Consider the following 18,728-nt stretch of genomic DNA (forward strand, 5'->3'; position numbering starts at 1 on the left):
TGAGGGACCTAGAGTCCCTCAAGGAGGCCTTCACGGACCGGAGTTCGAGCCGAGCAGGGCGTCCAGCGCTTCGAGGGTTTCGAGGCCGTTGCTCGCGAGCGAGACGCCGCGGCCGTGCCGGACCCGCGGCTCGCGCGGGTTGATCCGGACCAGCGCGCCGGTCGCGGCGCTGGCCAGCTCCGAGTACCGCCGCACCGTCGGCACGGCCTGCCCGGCGCCGAGTTCCACCACGACGAGGTCGCGATGCTCGCGGCGCCACGCGTTCAGCGCGTCGAGCTGGGCCTGGCTGCGCTGACCGAGCCAGTCGTAGTCGCCGAACATCAGGATGTTGGGCCGGGCGAGGCCGCCACAGCGCGGGCAGGACGGCAGCGGCTCGAGCGCGCGCATGCTGTCTTCGTCGATCGGGACCGCGACGTCGTCCGCCGGCCAGATCTCCTTGGTGCACCTGTCGAGACACTGCAGGTGGTGGATGGACCCGTGGGCCTCGGCGACATACGGGTAGCCCGCCTTCTGGAACTGTCCGTCCACATTGGACGTGAACGCGCGCGTGCCGCCCGGTTTGCGCGCTCCCCAGGACAGCAGGAGTCCGAACCCGTCGTGCGGGACGGTGGCGCGGTACAGCGCGAGCCGGTGCCCGTAGAAACCCCAGGCCAGCCCGGGGTCTTCGGCGAAATGCCGCGGGTCGGCGAGTTCGACGAAGCTGATGCCCAACCGCTCGTACGGCGGATACGCCGTCCAGAAACCTTCGTCGCCCCGGAAATCGGGCAGGCCGGAGTCGACGCCCATCCCGGCACCGGCGCAGACGAGCAGCGCGCCGGCGCCGTCGATCAGTTCCGCGGCTCGTTCGAGCTCACTCACCCGGCTTCGAAGCCTGGACGACCTCGAATTCCAGCAGGTTCGCGCCGGTGGAAACCGGCTTCGCGCGCTCGCCCGCGTGCGCCTCACGCGCCGGGCCGGCCGCCCACGCCTGATACGCCTCCTCGGACTCCCACTTCGTGTAGACGAAGTAGCGCGACTCGCCGGAGACCGGGCGGAGCAGCTCGAAGCCGAGGAAGCCGGGCTGATTGTCGACGGCGTGCAGCCGCGCGGCGAACCGCTTCTCCAGCTCGGGGCCTGCGCCTTCGGGAACCTCGATCGCGTTGATCTTCACGACAGCCATGCCGCCAGCCTACGACGAAACTCTTTTGCGCCGCGAGGTGATGCGTGGGACCTTCCCAAGGGTGGCTGACACCGAGATCCTCATCTCCGGGGCGAGCGTCGCCGGGCCGGCGCTGGCCTACTGGCTCGCCCGGTACGGCTTCCAGGTGACCGTCGTGGAGCGCGCGCCTTCGCTGCGCCCCGGCGGTCAGGCCGTCGACCTGCGCGGAACGGCCAAGGAGGTCGCGCGCCGGATGGGCCTGGACGAACGTATCCGCGCCGCCTGCACGGACACGAAGGGCGAGACGCTCGTCGACCGGAAGAACCGCACGAAGGCCACGATCCGCGCCGACGACTTCGACGGTGACGGCGTCATCGCCGAGATCGAGATCCTGCGCGGTGACCTGACCGAAGTGCTCTACGAGGCGACCAAAGAGACGACGGAGTACGTCTTCGGCGACCGGATCACCGCGCTGGACGAGCGGGCCGACGGCGTCGACGTCACCTTCGCCGGTGGTGCGCGACGGACGTACGACATGGTCATCGGGGCCGACGGGCTGCATTCGGGAGTGCGGGCGCTGGCCTTCGGCGAGGAGTCCCGGTTCGTCCGGCATCTGGGCTCCTACCTGGCGTTCTTCACCGTGCCGAACCGGCTCGGGTTGCGGAACTGGGCCGTCGGTTACGACGACGTCGGCCGCTCCGCCGGGATCCGCGCCGTCCGCGACGGCGACGAGGCGATGGCCTACTTCGGGTTCGCCTCGGAGAAGGTGGACTACGACTATCGCGACGTCGAGGCGCAGAAGGCGCTGGTGCGCGAGTTCGCGGCCGGGATGGAGTGGGAGGCGCCCTGGCTGCTGGACCGGATGGACGAGGCCACCGACTTCTACTTCGATTCGTGCGCACAGGTGGTCATGGAGTCCTGGTCGCGCGGCCGCGTCGGGCTGCTGGGTGACGCCGCTTTCTGTCCCTCGCCGCTTTCCGGCCAGGGCACGAGCCTGGCGTTCGTCGGCGCGTACGTCCTCGCCGGGGAACTGGCCGCCGATTTCGACACCGGGCTCAAGCGCTACGAGGCGGTCATGCGCGAGTTCGTCGAGAAGACGCAGGAGATGGGGCGGGAGAACGCGGAGACGATCTTCGCGAAGTCGCGGACGGCGCTGCGGATGCGCTACTTGATGATGCGGGTGATGCGGCTCAAGCCGTTCGCCGCGCTGGCTTCGCGGAAGATGCGGGACGTCGTGAACGGCATCGACCTGCCGGACTACCCCGGGCGCACCCGCATTTAGAGGACTAAACGCGTGGGTGGTGTTCGGTCCGGTGTGTGTCGCCGACGCGCACTGGGGTCCCGGGTCGGTTGGGGGAGGGTTGCGAAAGCCACTTTCGCAACGTTGAGCGTTGCGAAAGTGGCTTTCGCAACGTGCTCGCGCCGGTGCCGGGGCATGGGGGGGCGGCCGCATTGAGGACGAAACGCGAGCGCCCAAGCCCGCATTTAGAGGACTAAACGCATGGGTGGTGTTCGGTCCGGTGTGTGTCGCCGATGCGCACCGGGTCCCGGGTCGGTTGGGGGAGGGTTGCGAAAGCCACTTTCGCAACCTTGAGCGTTGCGAAAGTGGCTTTCGCAACGCGCTCGCGCCGTCGCCGGGGCATGGGGGCCAGCCGCATTGAGGACGAAACGCGAGCGCCCAAGCCCGCATTCAGAGGACTAAACGCGTGGGTCAGCCACGCAGCGTGCCCGGCAGCAGTTCGGCGTCCGGCGGGATCGCCGTGCCGTGGAACCACGCGTCGAAGAACGGCCGCAGGTTCTGCTCCGAAAGCTTGATCGTGAACGCCTCGAAATCCGCCCAGGAGGCGTTGGCGTTCCGGTACGCGGCCGGCCATTCCTTCAGCAGGCGCGTGAACGCGGCTTCGCCGATCTTCCGCCGCAGCGCGTGGATGGCCAGGATCCCCTTGTCGTAGACGCCGTGGAACTCCTGCCCAGCGCCCATGTCGACCAGTTTCGGCGTCCAGAAATCCTGGCTGCCCCGCATGATCTCGAGGGCGGCTCGGTAGCGATCGTCCAGATTCTCCTTGTCCCGCGACTCCTGCCACAGCCATTGCGCGTACGACGCGAGGCATTCGTTGAGGCAGATGTCGGACCACGATTTCAGCGTCACCGAATCGCCGAACCACTGGTGCGCGGTCTCGTGCACCACGGTGATCAGGTCGGCCCATTTCGCGTAGGTCGGCCTGGTCTGGGTCTCCAGCGAGAAATGGATGTCCTCGTCGAGATAGATGCCGCCCGCCGCGTCCACCGGGTACGGCCCGAACTTCGAGCTCAGGAAACCGATGATCTCCGGCAGCCGCCTGCCGGTGTCGCGCCGGTCCTCGGCGCCCGGCGCGTACGCGTTGACCACCGGGGTCCCGTCCGGGAGCGCCATCCGGTCGACGGTGAACTTGTCGATCGCCACCGTGGTCAGGTAGGACGCCACGGGTGTGCGTTCCTGCCAGGACGTCGTGGTCCAGCCGTTGGTCGCGGTCTTCTGGATCTCACGCCCGTTCGAGATGACGGTCCAGCCGTCCGGGACACGCGCGGTGAGGGTGAACATCGCCTTGTCTCGCGGGGTCTCGTTGACGGGATACCAGAACGACGCCGAATGCGGCTCGCCGACGATGAACGCGCCGCCGTCCTTCGACTTCTGCCAGCCGTTCTCGCTGCCGCCCGCCTTGGGCGTCGCGGACGGATCGCCGCCGTAGAGGACCTTCGTGCGGAAGGCGGTCCCGTTCCGGATCGGCTCGGCGGGCGTCACCACCAGTTCGAATTCGCCCTCGCGCGCGAACTTCGCCGGTTTCCCGTCCACTTCGACGGATTGCACGGTCAAGCCGCGTAAATCCAAGTTGTACCGATCGAGGTCCTGTGTCCCGTTCGCGAGCACGGTGGTGTCGCCGTCGAGCCGCCCTTTAGCGGGGTCGTACGTGATCCCCACCTGGTACTCGGTCGCGTCGTAACCGCCGTTTCCGTCCATCGGGTAGTACGGGTCACCCGCGCCCGAAGCGCCGGGAGCCGGGTTCATCGGCGGCGGCGGTGGGGGCGTGGCCGGAGGCGGATCGGCGGTGCAGCCGATAATCAGGGCGCAGACGGCCCCCAGTACCAGACCGGCGGCGAGGACACGGCTGCGCATGGAGGGGAGCTTAGTGGTGATCCAGCGCGACGGGTTGATTACTTTCGGCGGTGACGGGCCGCCGATCGTCCTTCTGCACGGGCTGATGGGCAGGGCGACGACGTGGTGGCGGATCGCGCGAAGGCTCGAGCCGTACGGGCGTGTCCACGGTCTCGACGCGCGAGGTCACGGACGCGGACCGCGCGGCGGGCCCTGGCGCACCGAGCGGTTCGCCGACGACGTCGCCGCGGTGCTGCGGACCTTCGACGAACCCGCGGTCCTGATCGGACATTCGATGGGCGGCCTGCACGCCTGGGTCACCGCGGCCACGCATCCCGAGCTCGTCCGCGCCGTGGTCTGCGAGGATTTCGCGCCGGACCAGCGCGGCCGGACCGTGGACACCTGGCGCGGGTACTTCGAGTCGTGGCCGGTCCCGTTCCGCTCACTGGCCCACGTTCGCGAGTTCTTCGGCGACACCGGTGACTACTTCATCGAATGCGTCGAGGAACGCGAAGACGGCTACCACCTGATCGCCTCCCTCCCGGACCTGTACGAGATCGCGGCCGAATGGGGCAGGCGTGACTTCTGGGAGTTCGTCGAACGCGTGAAATGCCCGCTGCTCGCGATCGAAGGCGAGCGGACCGCGATGCCGCACGGTCAGCAGGCCGAGCTGGCCGCACGCGTGCCCGGCGGCCTCGGACGGCACATCGTCGTCCAAGGCGCCGGGCACGTGGTGCACGACGAAGCGCCGGAGACCTACCTCGGGGCCGTCGAAGCGTTTCTCTCCGACGTCCTCGGTCAGCCCTTCGCGAGCTGAGCGTCGATCCAGGCGCGCAGCCGCGCTTCGCCCGGGTAGCCGATGTTCCGCGAGGACGGCAGCTCGGCGGCGTTCCGGACACCGACCAGCGTCGGGAGGTAGCGGATGTTGTACCGGGTGGACAGGTCCCGGCTCTGGTCGACGTCGACCTCGCCCAGCAGGAACCGGCCGCCGTATTCACCGGCGAGCCGTTCGATCACCGGCTTCATCTGGCGGCACGGCGGGCACCAGGTCGCGCCGAAGTCCATGATGACCAGTTTCTGCCGCGAGATGTTCATGACCTCGGCGTAGTTGGCCGAAGTCACCGTCATCACGTTCTCGGCCGCCGGCGCGGCCGAAGCCACCCCGTTGCCGAAGCCGGTGATGAGCGCCAGCACACCGGCCAGCACGCAGACGAACCGTTTGCACTTGGACAAGACGATCTCCTTTCAGGTCGAAGACCAGGTCGGCAACCCGCTCGCGACCCAGTCTTCGATGCCTTCGCGATATTTGCGGACGTTCGTGTACCCGAGCTCCAGCAGCCGCCGCCCGACGAATTCACTGTTGCGGCACGGCGTGTTCGCGCAATAGACGACGATCTCGGCGGCCTTGTCCGGAAGCACCGCCGGTGCCAGGCGATCGGTGAATTCGGCCGCCCGTTCGTACGGGAAACCCGGAATGTTGCGCGCTTCCGGAAGATGTTCCTTGTCGAAATAGGCGACCGGCATCGTGTCCACCACGACCACCGATCCGGACTCCATCCGGGAGAGCAGTTCCGTACGGGTGATCAACGGCAGCATGATGCCCCTTCTTTCCGGCGACCGTGATTGACGATTCCCATCGTCGGTCGCCTCGCGGGACACGCTCTAGTGCCGCATCGGCATGCCGAAGGGTTATCCGGCGGTCAGCCTGCCGTGCCGGTGCAACCAGGCGCGGTACGGCGCCGTCCGCCCGGCGAGCCGCCAATAGCCGTCCCTCGCCGAGGCGGCGAGTTCCGGGACGCCGGGCGCGCATCGGGCGTCCTCCCGCCAGGCCAGCACATGCCGCACGCACATCGGCGCGCCCACGAGCGGCCGGATGGCCAGCCCGTCCGCCGACGGCCGGGTCGGCTGGATCAGCCCGACGCCGTATCCGCCGCCGACCAGATCCTCCCGTGTGGTGTCGATGTCGGCGTCGTGGGTGATCCGGGGGTCGAAACCGTGCGCGAGACACATTTCGCGGAACACCACGCGGCAGCCGTCGCCGCCGCTCGACACGATCCAGTCCTCGCCTGCCAGTTCGGCTAGCTCGATCTCCTCTTCGGCGGCGAGCGGGTGTTCCGCGGGGATCGCCACGAACGAGGGCTCCTCGACCAGGGTCATCGTCCGCACTTCCGGCGGCACCGGGAGGCCGCGCCCGCCGCAGATCATGATCAGCGCGAGGTCGATGCCGCGGTTCGCGACCTGTGCGAGCAGCCGCGTGCGGGAGGTGTCCGCGCGCGTGCGGAACGGCTCGCCAGGGCTCAGGTCGCGCAGTCCGCCGAGCAGCGAACCCGTGATGGCGCTGTCGTTCCAGCCGATCCTGAGCGATTCGCCCGTCTCGGGTTCCTGGCGGTGGAAGTCGTGCTCCAGTTCGTCGAAGGTGAGCACGATCGCCCGCGCCCGCCGCAGGATCAGGGCGCCGAGTTCGGTGGGCCGCACCCCGTGCTGGTCGCGGTGGAACAGCGGGCCGCCGACCATCCGCTCGATCCGGCGCAGCTGGTGGCTGAGCGCGGGCTGGCCGAGCCCCAGTCCGGCCGCGGCACGGTTGAGGCTGCCGGAGGCGGCTATCTCACAGATCACGCGAAGATGCCGAACCTGAATCTCCATGACTTCGTATACCGCGGCCCGTTCGCGCCCGGCACCTCCGAAAGTCGAGACAACCGATTTCTCATAACCCGGTGACAACATCCGGTGGCAATACCCGCGCCATCCGGCCGTGGCTACGTTCGGTCGACGCCCCGCATATCACGCGAATCAGGAGCCGTCTTGCCGCGACCACTGCCGCTCACGGAGCATTGCGCTGATCCGCTGGCGCGAGCCGAGCACGTTTGCCTGGGTGTCAGCCCGTTCAACAGTCATTTCACCGTGGACCGTATCGCCGATCTCGCCCGCTGGGCCAGTTCGGCCTTTCACGGTTTCCATTTCTTCGTCCCCGACGGCCCGTCCGCGTTCACCCTCGAAGCGCTCGGCTACGACCCGGTTCGTGCCGCGCAGAAGGCGCAGCGGCAGGGCAATTACACACGGAACAAGATCCTCCGCGCGCTGGAGCAGGTCTGTACGCGGGATCCGCACACCTTGATCCTTGATTCCGCCGCGCTCGAAGCCGACAGCGCGTACCTCGCTCTGCTTTCCGAGGCGCACCAACGGTTCGCCACCGATCCGGAGTTCGCCGAGCAGTGCCTCGGCGCCACGGGCTGGGTGCTGGACCGGCGGCTGCCCGAGGGTGAACATCCCACGCGCGACCAGTTGCGCAGCGCGGTCCGGTACTTCCTCGCCGAGTTGCCGATGTTCGTCGGCACCGTCGCCGTGGCCGGGGTCGAAAGCTCCGTGTTCGCCTATCACCAGCGGGTCGCCTTCCTCGAACGGCTCTACCGCGGCGAACTTTCGTGGCGGCCGTTGCCGGGCCAAGGTTTCGTCGTCCTCGAACAAGCCGTCCCGGAACGAGTGGAGTGACCGTGGAACACGACGACTTCTCCCTCCGCCGGGTGCCCGCCGAACGCCGCTACTCCTGGATTTCCGTCGCGTTTCAGCGGTTCGGGCAGGTGTCCTCGTTCCACCAGTTCCTGCTCGGCGCGGTGCTCGGCTTCGGCATGACGTTCTGGGAAGCGGTGCTGGCCATCACGATCGGTTCGGTGCTGCTGGAGATCATCACCATCCTGATGGGGATCGCCGGCACCCGCGAGGGGCTTTCGACGTCGGTGCTCGCGCGCTGGACCGGATTCGGCACCGGTGGGTCCGCGCTGGTCGGGCTCCTGATGACGTTGAGCCTGGCAGGCTGGTTCGGGGTGCAGAACGACGTGTTCGCCCACGGCCTCCACGCCCTGATGGGCGGCCCGCCGGTATGGGTGTGGGCACTCGCGGGCGGCGCGCTGGTCACCGCGATCGTCGTGTTCGGCTTCCACGCGATGGCTTGGACGGCGTATCTGACGGTGCCCGCTTTCCTCGCGCTGGCGGGGTTCTCGATCGTCTCGGCGCTCGGCGACCATTCCCTGCCCGCGCTGATGGCCGAGCCGCCGCCGGGACCGTCGATGTCGCTGGCACAGGGCACCACGCTGGTGGCGGGCGCGTTCATCATGGGCGCGATCATGACGCCGGACATGACCCGGTTCAACCGGACCGCGTCCGACGTGGTGAAGCAGACCCTGGTCAGCGTCACCCTCGGCCAGTATCTCATCGGCCTGATCGGGGTCCTGCTCGCGCACGCGGCGAAAAGCGCCGACGTGGTCGGGATCATCACCTCGTCGTCCGGTGTGCTCGGCACGCTGATCCTGGTCACCGCGATCCTGAAGATCAACGACTGGAACCTCTACTCCTCCTCGCTCGGACTGGTGAACACCGTGCAGGTGCTGCTGTCCCGGCGGCTGGACCGCACCACCGCGACCCTGCTGCTCGGCGGTCTCGGCACGGTGCTCTCCGCGATCGGCATCCTCGACCATTTCACCACCTTCCTGACCTGGGTCGGCGTGCTCACGCCACCGGTGGCCGGGGTGGTGATCGCCGAGTACTACGTGGTCCGGCGCTGGAAACCGGAACTGGACGCCACCCGCGCGTCCGGGGAACTGCCGTCCACCTGCCCGTCCTGGGTTCCTTCCGCGCTGATCTGCTGGGTGGCCGGGGCGGCGGTGGGGGCCTGGCTGCCGTGGGGAATCCCCACCGTGAACTCCGTTTTGGGTGCCTTTCTCCTGTATATTCTGCTCGGCAGACGGACCGCGGCCGCGGTGTCCACCACGGCCATGACTTCTTCCGGCGGGTCGAAAACCCGTTCGTGACAAAGGAGTTCGACGTCGTACAGCTGGATGTCCACCACCTGCGGGTGATCAGGGCGATCGCGGACACGGGAAGTCTTTCCCGGGCCGCGATCGCGCTCGGTGTCACCCAGCCCGCGGTTTCCGCGCAGCTCAAACGGCTGGAGAACATGCTGGGCTACCGGTTGTTCGACCGGTGCGAGGGTGGCGTGACCCCGACGCCGATGGGCGAACTGCTGTTGCGCCGCACCGCGGCCTTGCTGCCACAGCTGGACAAACTGCTCGAAGACATCGAGCAGCGCGTCTGCCCCAGCGGCCCGCCCGACGTGGTCCGGGTGGTGGCGGTGGCCAGCGCGCTGGTGTCACACCTGCCCTCATTGGTGACCGGGTTGTGGCCCGAGGTCTCGGAGGTGCAGGTCGTGCACGACGACCACCCTGAACGGCTGTTGCCGCTGCTGGCTCAGCGGCGCGCGGAATTGGGACTGGTCAAGGACTATCCGGGATACGAGCTCGAAATCCCGGCGAACGTGGACACCGCGGTGGTGGTGACCGAGCCGACCTTCGTCCTGTTGCCGGAGTTCCATCCGCTGGCGCGCGAGAAGGTCGTCGACCTGCGCGACCTGCGGGACGAATCGTGGGTGATGGTTTCCGATTCGTCGGCGGCGACGTTCACCAAGTACTTCGCCGACACCTGCGCGCGGCACGGTTTCAGTCCGTCGTTCACCCATCAGGTGACTTCGCAGCAGGTGGCGCTGTTGGTGGTCAAGGCGGGCGCGATCGGGCTGTCGCAACCGATCTGCGATCCGGGGAACCACGGCATCGTGACCCGGCCGCTGCGTGGGGATGTGTTGCCGCGCAGGCATATCCTCGCCTGGAACAAGGAGACCTTCGTGGCGGGGCGGCGGGCGGAGCTGATCTCGGCCGTGGTCGAAGCGTACTGGGCCGAGGCGAGGACCGCGCCCGTCTACGCCGCGTACCTGGACGAAGGACGGGACAGCGTGTGAAAGCCCCTCCCCTCGGCTCAGCCGTGGGGGGGGTTCGCCGGTTCGCCGGTTCGCGGCAAGGCCGAAGACGTGACTCGCGTGATCAGGCGCGCAACTCACGTGATCGAAGGCGGAACTCACGTGATCGAAGGCGGAACTCACGGATCGAAGCCGGAACTCGCGTGTGGAGTGTCTGATCACGCGAGATGCGTCTCAAATCACGCGAGTTCCGTGTCTGATCACGCGAGTTCGCTGTCTGATCACGCAACAGGCGTCTCCGCGTGTGGCCGACCGGCCGCTCCCCTCGACGCGTTGCGAAAGCCACTTTCGCAACCTTCAACGTTGCGAAAGTGGCTTTCGCAACACGAGCCCCTGACGGCCGGGTCGTCGTTGCCGCGAAACGGCCGATTCAGAACCCGATGGGCAACCCCGCGTAGTTCTCCGCCAGTCCCGCCCGCCCCGCCTCGCTCCGTGCCAGCCACTGCAACTGCGAGAGCTGCAACTGCCGGTCGAACGGGTCGCCGGACTGGTGCAGCATCGTCGTCATCCACCACGAGAAGTGGGTACACCGCCAGACCCGGCGCAGCGCGGTGTCGGAGTAGGCGTCGGCGAGCGCGAAGTCCTTGTCGCGCACCAAAGCGGCCAGCGCGGGGGCGAGGAGAGCGACGTCGGCGACCGCGAGGTTGAGGCCTTTCGCGCCGGTGGGCGGCACGATATGGGCGGCGTCACCGGCGAGGAACAGGCGGCCGTGCCGCATGGGCTGCTGCACGAAACTGCGCATGGGCAGCACGCTCTTGTCGGTGATCGGCCCCGGCGTGAGGGTCCAGCCGTGCTGGCCGTGGCCGAGCCGGGTCGCGAGCGCTTCCCAGATCCGGTCGTCGGACCAGGTGCCGATGTCGGTGCCGTTGGGCACCTGCAGGTAGAGCCTGCTGACGGTGGCCGAGCGCATCGAATGCATGGCGAAACCGTCGGGATGCCACGCGTAGATGAGTTCGTCGGTCGACGGGGCGACGTCGGCGAGCACGCCGAGCCACGAGTACGGGTAGGTGCGTTCCCAAGTCTGTTTCGCGGCGTCGGGAATCGCGGTGCGGCAAGGCCCGAAAGAGCCGTCGCAGCCGACGACGACGTCGGCGTCCAGCCGCTGCCGCGTGCCCTCCGCGTCGGTGAAGGTGACGTAGGGTCGCTCGGTCTCGATGTCGTGTACGGCGGTGTCGGTGACTTCGTAGTGGATCTGCTGCCCGGCCCCCGCACGCGCCTTGCCGAGGTCCTTCGTCACCTCGGTCTGGCCGTACACGGTGACACTTCGGCCCACCAGGTCCACGAAGTCGAGGTGGTGGCGTTCCCCGGGCCATTGCAGGTAAATCCCGCGGTGCTCGTCGCCTTCGCGGTCGAGCCGCTCACCGAGCCCTGTCTCGCGAAGGAGGTCCACTGTGGACTGTTCGAGGATACCCGCCCGGATCCGCGCCTCGACGTACTCGCGCGAGCGGGTCTCCACGATCACCGATTCGACCCCGGCCAGATCGAGCAGATGCGACAGGAGCAGTCCGGCCGGGCCGGCGCCGACGATGGCGGCTGGGGTACGCATGACCGAAGTCTGGTCGCGCGGCCGCCGAACCGCTAGCGATCGCTTCCACTCAGTGAAACCCGCAGGCTCCGGCCGATTCCGGCGGCCGCGACCTGGAGCGCGGAGACCAGCCGGGCCCGGCCGCGGCTCAGATCGGGGACGACCAGCCCGAGTGCCGCGACGACGTCGCCCTTCGACGGCCGGATCGGGACGGCGACCGAGCACGCGCCCCGGCTCATCTCCTCGACGGTCTGTGCGTAGCCCTCTCGCCGGACGCGGCGCAACTGTTCGCGCAGGCGGCCGGGCTGCGTGATGGTGTACGGCGTGACGCGGGTCAGCGAAGCGAGCACTTGCCGCTGAACGTCCTCCGGTGCCCAGGCCAGCAGGACCTTGCCGATCCCGGTGGCGTGCAGTGGAAGCCGTCCGCCGATCCGGCTGACCACCGGCACGGACGCGTTCCCGGAGAGGCGATCGAGGTAGAGCACCTGGTCACCGTCACGTTCGCCGAGGTGCACGGTGGCGCCGGTCGCACCGTAGAGGTCCTGGAGGAAGGGGGCGGCGACCTGCCGCAGTTCGAACTGCACGGGTGCGAGCAGCCCGAGGTCCCACAGCCGTCTCCCGATGGCGTACCGGTCTTCGCGCCGCTCCAGCGCGCCCAGGCCGACGAGTTCGCGAGCGAGCCGGTGCGCGGTGGGCAGCGGCAGGTCCGCTCGCTGCGAGAGTTCGGTCAGCGACAGCTCACGATGGTCTGCGTCGAAGGCGCCCAGCAGCGCGAACGCCCGCGACGTGACACTGGCGCCGGGTGTCGACAGGTTCCCGGGCATGCGTCGATCTTCTCACTGGGTGGAAGTCAGGGCGAGCCCGAGCCACAGCCCGCCGACGGCGAGCACGATGGACGCCGGGACGGTGAGCAGGCCGAGCCGGGTGAACTCGCCCAGTTCCGGCCGGGTGTCGTGCCGGTGCAGGATGCGCCGCCACAGCAACGTCGCCAGCGAGCCGACGTAGGTCAGGTTCGGCCCGAGGTTGACCCCGATCAGTACGGCCAGCACCACCGGTGTCCCGCCGGCGGCGGCGAGCGGCAGCAGCACGAGCACGGCGGGCAGGTTGTTGATCAGGTTGGCGAGGACGGCCGCCACCGCAGCCGCGCCGAGCAAGGCGGGGAACGAGGTGGAAGTCGGCACCAGATGACTGAGCGCCTCGTCCAGCCCGTTGTCGACGACGGCGCGGACCACGATCGCCAGCGCGAGCACGAAAGCGACGAAGGGGATGCTCGCCGAGCGCACGATCGCGGCGGGTGACGTCCTTCGTCGCACGAGGGCGCGGCAGGCCAGGACGGCGGCGCCGGCGAACGCGGCCCACGCGGGGCTGATGTCCATCAGCGACGTGATCACGAATCCGGCCAGCGTCAGGCCGAGCACGACGAGGACGAACGCCGGCACCTTCCCGGCCGGGACCGCGTTCCCGCCTCGTGGCCGCGCCGCCAGGTCGGCGGCGAAGAACCGGCGGAACACCAGGTATTCGGTGAGCACCGCCGCGAGCCAGGGCAAGGTCATCAGCGCGGTGAACCGCAGGAACGAGATCCCGGTCGCGGCGACGGCGAGCAGGTTGGTCAGATTGGACACCGGCAGCAGCAACGAGGCCGAGTTCGCCAGATGCGTACAGGCGTAGGCGTGCGGTTTGGCCCGCGCGCCCATCCGCGCGGCGGTGGCGAACACGACCGGCGTCAGCAGGACGACCGTGGCGTCGAGGCTGAGCACCACGGTGACCGCCGCGGCGACGACGAACACCGCCGGCAGCAGCCGTTGTGGCCGTCCCCGGCTGAACCGCGCCATGAGTGTCCCTGCCGCCTGGAACAGCCCTTCGTCGTCGCACAGTTTGGCGAGGACGAGCACGGCGGCGAGGAAGCCGACGACCGGGGCGAGCCTCGTCACCTCGTCGAGAGCGTCGGAGAACGTGATCGCTCCGGCCGCCAGGACGATCGCCGCGGCGGGGACGGCGGCGACCGCTTCCGGGAGACCGCGCGGCCGGATCACCGCGAAGGCCAGGACCATCAGCAGGAGCGCGATGGACACCATCTCGCCGGGAATGCCCGTCAGTGCGAACCCTCCTCCGTGTGAAGCCGACTTCGGCAATCTAGGCTGGGCCTGGTGCGAGAGACGAACTGGGCGGGAAATCAGGCCTTCTCCGCGGAGCGGATCCTCCGGCCACGCACAATCGGGCAGGTTCAGGAGGCCGTCGCCGGAGCGAACGGGGTCAAAGCGCTCGGCAGCAGGCACTGTTTCAACGACATCGCGGACATTCCGGGTGGGGTCCTGCTCGATCTGTCCGCCCTCGACATGGACGTCGTCCTCGACGCGGAGTCAGCGACGGTTTCGGTGCCCGCGGCGGCCCGCTACGGGGACATCGCCGTCCAGGTGCACGCCGCCGGGTTCGCGCTGGCCAACCTCGCTTCGCTGCCGCATTGCACGGTGGCGGGCACCGTCGCGACGGCGACCCACGGCTCCGGGCGGCGGAACCGGAGCCTGGCGTCGGCGGTGTCCGGTTTGGAGCTGGTGACCGCCGACGGCGAGCTGAAGACGTTCTCCCGGCACGACGGCGTGGTCGTCGGCCTCGGCGCGCTGGGTGTGGTGACCCGGCTGACCCTCGATTTGGTGCCGTCGTTCGACCTTCGCCAGGACGTCTTCGACGGCCTGCCCTGGAAATCGGTGTACGAGCACTTCGACGAGATCCAGGACGCCGGTTACAGCGTCAGCCTGTTCACGAACTGGGCCCGCGACGAGGCCGACCAGGTCTGGGTCAAAGGGCCGGGGCGGCCGGGCGCGGACTTTTTCGGCGCGAAGGCGGCGGATGGGCCACGGCATCCGGCCCACGCGGCGGGTATCCCGGCGGACAACTGCACGCGGCAACTCGGCGTCACCGGGCCTTGGCACGAACGGATCCCGCATTTCCGCCTGGACTTCACGCCCAGCATCGGGAACGAACTCCAGACCGAGTACTTCGTGCCCATCCGGCACGCCGTCGCGGCGATGGAGGCGATGCGCGGACTCGGGCACCGGCTGGCACCCGTCTTGCTCACGTCCGAGATCCGCACGGTCGCAGGGGACGAGCTCTGGCTCAGCCCGTTCCACGGCGGCGACCGGCTGGCGCTGCATTTCACCTGGCTGCCGGACGTGAAGGCGGTCCGCGAGCTGCTGCCCGTGATGGAGGAGCGGCTGGCACCGTTCGACGTCCGGCCGCACTGGGGGAAGCTCTTCCACCGCGCGGCGGACTATCCGAAGCTGGCCGATTTCCGGGCGCTGGCCGACGAACTGGACCCGGACGGCAAATTCCGGAACCCGTTCGTCCGGCGGCACGTGTTCGGGGAGGGCTAGCGCGTGTTTCACAAGTCTTGTTCGCGGTCTTCGCGCTCAGGCGGTCCCTGACGGCACGGGCGGATGCGGCGAGTACGACCCCGGTACGAGGCCGATCCGCCCGCACCGTCAGGAACCACCTGGATCACGAAGCCCATCGAACAGACTTGTGAAACACGCGCTAGTCCGATTGCGACCACGCCGCCACGGGCAGTGAGAGGTACACGCCGACGTCGTCGATCCCGGTCGCGGATTCAATACTCGTGCGCAGCAGGTCCACCCGCTCCTGGCGGTTGTCCGCCCGGCTCGGGAACCACTTCGACCGGACCTCGACCAGGAGGTCGAGTCCGAAGCGGTCGAACGGTCCCGGTGCGCGGAAACGCAGTTCCACGTCGCCCGGCTGGAGGTCGCCGTCGTAGGGCTCCTCGGGGCACTCCACCGCGACGGACACGAGATGCGGCAAAACCGAGCCGAGCTCACGCAGCTTGGCTTCGGGAAGATGGGGCGCGTAGGTGATTTCCACGAGAGGCACGGCACAAGCCTAGGCGCAGGCGAAACTGATATCGTGGCGGCAGTTGCTTGCTCGCGCGGGAAGATCCCCGGCTGCTGCACTGGAGCCGCACGTTTCTCCCGAGGAGCCTTGATGTCTCTTCCCCTCGCCCGTCGTATGGACGGCGTCACCAGTTCTCCCGTGCGCGACCTGCTCGCGCTCACCGCCCGCCCGGGCGTGATCTCCTTCGCCGGCGGGATGCCCGCGCCGGAACTGTTCGATGTGGACGGTCTTCGCGCCGCCTTCGACCGGGCGCTCGCCGACAGGTCCGCGTTGCAGTATTCGCCCACCGAGGGGAATCCGCGGTTGCGCGAGCTGCTCGCTCGGCGCCTGTCCGGTCGCGGACTCGCGACCACTGTGGACGATCTGCTGATCACCACGGGTTCGCAGCAGGGCCTGCAACTGCTGAGCACCGCGTTGCTCGAACCCGGCGCCACCGTGCTGGTGGAAGAACCGGTGTACCTCTCGGCGCTGCAATGCTTCCAGCTCGCCGAGGCGCGCGTCGTGCCCGTTCCCGGCGACGCGGAAGGGATCGACCCGGCCGCGCTGGACGAGATCGCGGCCAGGGAACGGCCGGCGCTGCTGTATCTCGTCCCGACGTTCTCGAATCCCTCCGGGCGCACGATCGGCCCGGAGCGACGCCGCGCGCTCGCGGAAGTGATCGCGCGTCACGGGTTCTGGCTCGTCGAGGACGATCCGTACCACGAACTGCGGTATCGCGGCGAACGCGAGGAACCGCTGTCGGCCCGCCCCGAGCTCGCCGGGCGCACGATCTATCTCGGCAGTTTCTCGAAGGTGATCGCCCCGGGGATGCGGCTGGGCTGGTTCCGCGCGCCGACGGACCTCCTGCGCCGCGTCACGATCCTCAAGCAGGCGACGGATCTGCACAGTTCGACCGTCGACCAGGCGGCCGCGGCCGAGTACCTGGGCGTGGCGGATCTCGACGCGCACGTGCGGAAGCTGTGCGCGACGTACCGCGTGCGCCGCGACGCGATGCTGGCCGAACTGCCCGTGATCACCCCGCCCGGGACGACGTGGACCGACCCCGACGGCGGGATGTTCGTCTGGGTCACCCTTCCCGGCGGCGCGGACACGGACCGGCTGCTTCCCGAGGCGCTGCGGCAGGACGTCGCTTTCGTGCCCGGCTCGGCGTTCCAGGTGGGGGAGGCGGACCGGTCGTCGTTGCGGCTGTCGTTCGCCACGCACGCGCCGGAGAAGATCGCCGAGGGATTGCGGCGGCTGGGCAAAGCCCTGTCGCAGTGAGGTAAGCGTCGCCCGGGGTCTCGCACCGGCCCGGGCGCGTCAGGGGCGAGTCGGGTTGGAACCGACCGTGTCTCGCGGGACGACACCCGTGATCAGATGGACGACACGGGTGATCAGGCGGACGACACGCGGCGGACCGGTCGCGGCGTGTGCCGTCCGTCGGATCACGCGTGTCGTCCATCCGGTCACGCGAGGCGGCGCGGCCGCCGATCCGGCGGCGGAGACGGCCGGGGCCGGTAACGCCGTCGCCGGACTGTTCGGCGCGATCGCGACGGCGGAGGTGCCGATCACGACCCTGGTGATCGGGGAAGGAGGTTCAGGCGGCGCGCTCGCCTTCTGCTCGGCGGACCGCGTCTGGCTCACTCCGGGCGCCTGTTTCTCCGTCATCGCCCCGGAACTGGCGGCCGGGATCCTCAGACGGGACCCTGAAGAGATCCCCGCGCTCGCCGACGCGCTGAAGCCAAGTCCCGAAGATCTGCTCGCCCTCGGTGTCATCGACGGCATCGCGGGACCGGAACCGGTCACCTTCCTGAGATAAGGGGTTCGACATGTTCAAGCGGATGTCCGCCGCGGTGCTCGCCGCGGTCACGCTCGGTCTCCTGGCCACGCCGCCCGCGCAGGCGAGTGCACCTGCCCGCTACGTCGCCATGGGCAGTTCCTTCGCCGCGGGGCCGGGGATCCCGCCGCAGCAGCCCGGCACCCCGGCGGCGTGCGGCCGCTCGACCAAGAACTACGCGACCCTGGTGGCCGGGCGACGCGGATTCGCCCTCACGGATGTCACGTGCAGCGGAGCGACCACGGCGAACATCCTCACCGCGGCACAGGCCGGGCAGCCGCCACAGATCGAGGCCGTCACCCGGGACACTCGCCTCGTGACCGTCACCATCGGCGGTAACGACGTCGGCTACGTCGGGAGCCTGTTCACCTACGCCTGCCAGAACACCGGCGGCGCGAACTGCGGCCAAGTCGATCAGAACGCCGTCCGCGCGGCGCTGACCACGGTGCACGAGAAGATCGGCGCCGTCATCGCGGCGGTCCATCTGCGCGCGCCGCGGGCTCGTGTGCTGGTCGTCGACTATCTGACGATCGTGCCGCGCACCGCGCCCGCCTGCGACGGCGTTCCGCTCACCCCGGAGCAGCTGGTCTTCGAACGGGAAGTGGCGGACCGGCTGGCGGCGGCGACCCGCCGAGCGGCGCGCGCCGAACGAGCCACGCTGATCCCGGCGGCGGCGGCCAGCGCGGACCACGACGCCTGCGCCGCCGCCCCGTGGATGGAGCGGTACGCGGCCGCGCCGGGACGCGTGCCGTACCACCCGAACGAGGCAGGGATGGCGGCCGTCGCGGACCTGGTCACGGCGCGGCTGCGCTCTTGAGGGCGTCGGGTCGCGGTGGGCTTCCGTCCGTGACCGGCTTGCGACCGTGTTGCGAAAGCCACTTTCGCAACCTTCAACCTGGATCCACCGGTGTGGTTGTGGGTTGATCGTGGTGGTGGTTGTTGGTCAGGTGTGGGGTTGGTGGGTGTGGTGGATTGCCGGTCGTCGCATCCGGTGTGTCCACTGTGGTCCGGTTGTTGGGGTGGGGGGTCAGGCTGGTCGGTGGGTTGTGGTGAAGAGTGTCTGGTAGGCGGCTTGCCAGGGCCAGTGGGTGGGTAGTCGCAGGGTGATGCGGCGTGCGGTGCGGGTGATGCGGGCGGGGATGGCGATCAGGTGCCGGCGCAGGGTTGCGGTGCGGGCTTTGGCATGGAAAACGCTGGTCAGGCAGCCTGTGGCGCGGAGCAGGTTGTGGGTGAGGCAGGCCAGGATCAGCCAGGCGTGGTTGGCGGGGAAGCGGCCGGAGGGGAAGTGGGCGAGGGCTGCGTTGTTGAGGTCGGCGAAGACTTGCTCGATGATCGCGTGCTCGCGGTGGAGTTTGTCGGCGTCGGGCAGGTCGAAGCCGGTGTCGGTGAAGATCGCGTGGTAGTTCCAGG

General features: G+C 69.0%; 20 protein-coding genes. 9 read left to right on the top strand and 11 right to left on the bottom strand.

The genetic code is table 11. The features are described 5' to 3' along the window. Positions 1–30 precede the first annotated feature (30 nt). Together ACLJQ7_RS10030 and ACLJQ7_RS10035 are read right to left on the bottom strand one after the other, a co-directional pair. Positions 31–858 (bottom strand): SIR2 family NAD-dependent protein deacylase, encoded by an 828-nt coding sequence (locus ACLJQ7_RS10030; RefSeq protein WP_410647816.1) that lies wholly within the window; start codon positions 856–858, stop codon positions 31–33. Continuing rightward, positions 851–1,159 carry an antibiotic biosynthesis monooxygenase family protein gene (locus ACLJQ7_RS10035; RefSeq protein ID WP_350583645.1) on the bottom strand — a complete coding sequence of 103 codons (309 nt, stop codon included), beginning with the start codon at positions 1,157–1,159 and terminating at the stop codon, positions 851–853. Before ACLJQ7_RS10035 ends, ACLJQ7_RS10030 begins: the two co-directional genes overlap by 8 nt. A 40-nt stretch (positions 1,160–1,199) precedes the next feature. Between ACLJQ7_RS10035 and ACLJQ7_RS10040 the strand changes: the two genes are divergently transcribed. Further along, positions 1,200–2,420, top strand: coding sequence for an FAD-dependent monooxygenase (locus ACLJQ7_RS10040; RefSeq protein WP_410647817.1), 1,221 nt, complete (start codon positions 1,200–1,202; stop codon positions 2,418–2,420). Between the two features lie 429 nt (positions 2,421–2,849). Here the strand turns inward: ACLJQ7_RS10040 and ACLJQ7_RS10045 are convergent, their stop codons facing one another. After that, positions 2,850–4,292 carry a M1 family metallopeptidase gene (locus tag ACLJQ7_RS10045; RefSeq protein ID WP_410647818.1) on the bottom strand — a complete coding sequence of 481 codons (1,443 nt, stop codon included), beginning with the start codon at positions 4,290–4,292 and terminating at the stop codon, positions 2,850–2,852. Between ACLJQ7_RS10045 and ACLJQ7_RS10050 the strand changes: the two genes are divergently transcribed. Next, entirely contained in the window at positions 4,291–5,088 is a 798-nt protein-coding gene (locus ACLJQ7_RS10050) for an alpha/beta fold hydrolase (protein WP_410647819.1), read from the top strand. The genes ACLJQ7_RS10045 and ACLJQ7_RS10050 overlap by 2 nt on opposite strands. On the opposite strand, the gene ACLJQ7_RS10055 is transcribed toward ACLJQ7_RS10050, so the two are convergent. The 3 genes from ACLJQ7_RS10055 to ACLJQ7_RS10065 form a co-directional block, all read right to left on the bottom strand. Then, positions 5,070–5,504 (bottom strand): thioredoxin family protein, encoded by a 435-nt coding sequence (locus ACLJQ7_RS10055; RefSeq protein WP_034310116.1) that lies wholly within the window; start codon positions 5,502–5,504, stop codon positions 5,070–5,072. The two genes, ACLJQ7_RS10050 and ACLJQ7_RS10055, sit on opposite strands and share 19 nt — an antisense overlap. 12 nt (positions 5,505–5,516) lie before the next feature. Continuing rightward, positions 5,517–5,867 (bottom strand): rhodanese-like domain-containing protein, encoded by a 351-nt coding sequence (locus tag ACLJQ7_RS10060; protein WP_410647820.1) that lies wholly within the window; start codon positions 5,865–5,867, stop codon positions 5,517–5,519. Positions 5,868–5,960: 93 nt separating this feature from the next. After that, the gene (locus ACLJQ7_RS10065; RefSeq protein WP_410647821.1) at positions 5,961–6,914 is read right to left on the bottom strand and encodes a LysR family transcriptional regulator; all 954 of its coding nucleotides are present in this window, start codon (positions 6,912–6,914) and stop codon (positions 5,961–5,963) included. 159 nt (positions 6,915–7,073) lie between these two features. On the opposite strand from ACLJQ7_RS10065, the gene ACLJQ7_RS10070 reads away from it, so the two are divergent. Genes ACLJQ7_RS10070 through ACLJQ7_RS10080 form a run of 3 tightly spaced genes read left to right on the top strand, consistent with a single transcriptional unit; the run spans position 7,074 to position 10,056 of the window. Next, on the top strand, positions 7,074–7,760 hold the full coding sequence (locus tag ACLJQ7_RS10070) for a tRNA-dependent cyclodipeptide synthase (protein WP_410647822.1): 687 nt from the start codon (positions 7,074–7,076) through the stop codon (positions 7,758–7,760). 2 nt (positions 7,761–7,762) lie between these two features. Beyond that, positions 7,763–9,076 (top strand): purine-cytosine permease family protein, encoded by a 1,314-nt coding sequence (locus tag ACLJQ7_RS10075; protein ID WP_410647823.1) that lies wholly within the window; start codon positions 7,763–7,765, stop codon positions 9,074–9,076. Continuing rightward, positions 9,073–10,056, top strand: a complete 984-nt coding sequence (locus ACLJQ7_RS10080; protein WP_410647825.1) for a LysR family transcriptional regulator — start codon at positions 9,073–9,075, stop codon at positions 10,054–10,056. The genes ACLJQ7_RS10075 and ACLJQ7_RS10080 overlap by 4 nt, the downstream gene beginning before the upstream one ends. A gap of 388 nt (positions 10,057–10,444) precedes the next feature. On the opposite strand, the gene ACLJQ7_RS10085 is transcribed toward ACLJQ7_RS10080, so the two are convergent. From ACLJQ7_RS10085 to ACLJQ7_RS10095, 3 genes are read right to left on the bottom strand one after another with little or no spacing between them, the layout of a single operon-like run. Continuing rightward, positions 10,445–11,620 carry a 4-hydroxybenzoate 3-monooxygenase gene (locus tag ACLJQ7_RS10085; protein WP_410647826.1) on the bottom strand — a complete coding sequence of 392 codons (1,176 nt, stop codon included), beginning with the start codon at positions 11,618–11,620 and terminating at the stop codon, positions 10,445–10,447. Positions 11,621–11,652: 32 nt separating this feature from the next. Further along, positions 11,653–12,423 (bottom strand): IclR family transcriptional regulator, encoded by a 771-nt coding sequence (locus tag ACLJQ7_RS10090; protein WP_410647827.1) that lies wholly within the window; start codon positions 12,421–12,423, stop codon positions 11,653–11,655. Positions 12,424–12,435: 12 nt separating this feature from the next. Next, positions 12,436–13,674 (bottom strand): ArsB/NhaD family transporter, encoded by a 1,239-nt coding sequence (locus tag ACLJQ7_RS10095; protein ID WP_410647828.1) that lies wholly within the window; start codon positions 13,672–13,674, stop codon positions 12,436–12,438. A gap of 72 nt (positions 13,675–13,746) precedes the next feature. Here ACLJQ7_RS10095 and ACLJQ7_RS10100 point away from each other — a divergent pair, with 72 nt between their 5' ends. Beyond that, positions 13,747–14,970: an FAD-binding protein gene (locus ACLJQ7_RS10100; protein WP_410647829.1), complete on the top strand. Its 1,224-nt coding sequence runs from the start codon at positions 13,747–13,749 to the stop codon at positions 14,968–14,970. A gap of 160 nt (positions 14,971–15,130) precedes the next feature. Here the strand turns inward: ACLJQ7_RS10100 and ACLJQ7_RS10105 are convergent, their stop codons facing one another. Next, positions 15,131–15,481: a hypothetical protein gene (locus ACLJQ7_RS10105; RefSeq protein WP_410647831.1), complete on the bottom strand. Its 351-nt coding sequence runs from the start codon at positions 15,479–15,481 to the stop codon at positions 15,131–15,133. A gap of 111 nt (positions 15,482–15,592) precedes the next feature. Here ACLJQ7_RS10105 and ACLJQ7_RS10110 point away from each other — a divergent pair, with 111 nt between their 5' ends. The 3 genes from ACLJQ7_RS10110 to ACLJQ7_RS10120 all read left to right on the top strand — a co-directional run bounded on the left by ACLJQ7_RS10110 (position 15,593) and on the right by ACLJQ7_RS10120 (position 18,135). Next, positions 15,593–16,762 carry a PLP-dependent aminotransferase family protein gene (locus tag ACLJQ7_RS10110; protein ID WP_410647832.1) on the top strand — a complete coding sequence of 390 codons (1,170 nt, stop codon included), beginning with the start codon at positions 15,593–15,595 and terminating at the stop codon, positions 16,760–16,762. 109 nt (positions 16,763–16,871) lie between these two features. After that, entirely contained in the window at positions 16,872–17,300 is a 429-nt protein-coding gene (locus ACLJQ7_RS10115; RefSeq protein WP_410647833.1) for a hypothetical protein, read from the top strand. 10 nt (positions 17,301–17,310) lie between these two features. Further along, the gene (locus tag ACLJQ7_RS10120) at positions 17,311–18,135 is read left to right on the top strand and encodes an SGNH/GDSL hydrolase family protein (protein WP_410647834.1); all 825 of its coding nucleotides are present in this window, start codon (positions 17,311–17,313) and stop codon (positions 18,133–18,135) included. 210 nt (positions 18,136–18,345) lie between these two features. Here the strand turns inward: ACLJQ7_RS10120 and ACLJQ7_RS10125 are convergent. After that, the coding region (locus tag ACLJQ7_RS10125) for a transposase (RefSeq protein WP_410647835.1) at positions 18,346–18,728 on the bottom strand (383 nt) is incomplete at its 5' end.

This window comes from Amycolatopsis sp. cmx-4-54 (assembly GCF_046548895.1).
GTDB lineage: Bacteria > Actinomycetota > Actinomycetes > Mycobacteriales > Pseudonocardiaceae > Amycolatopsis.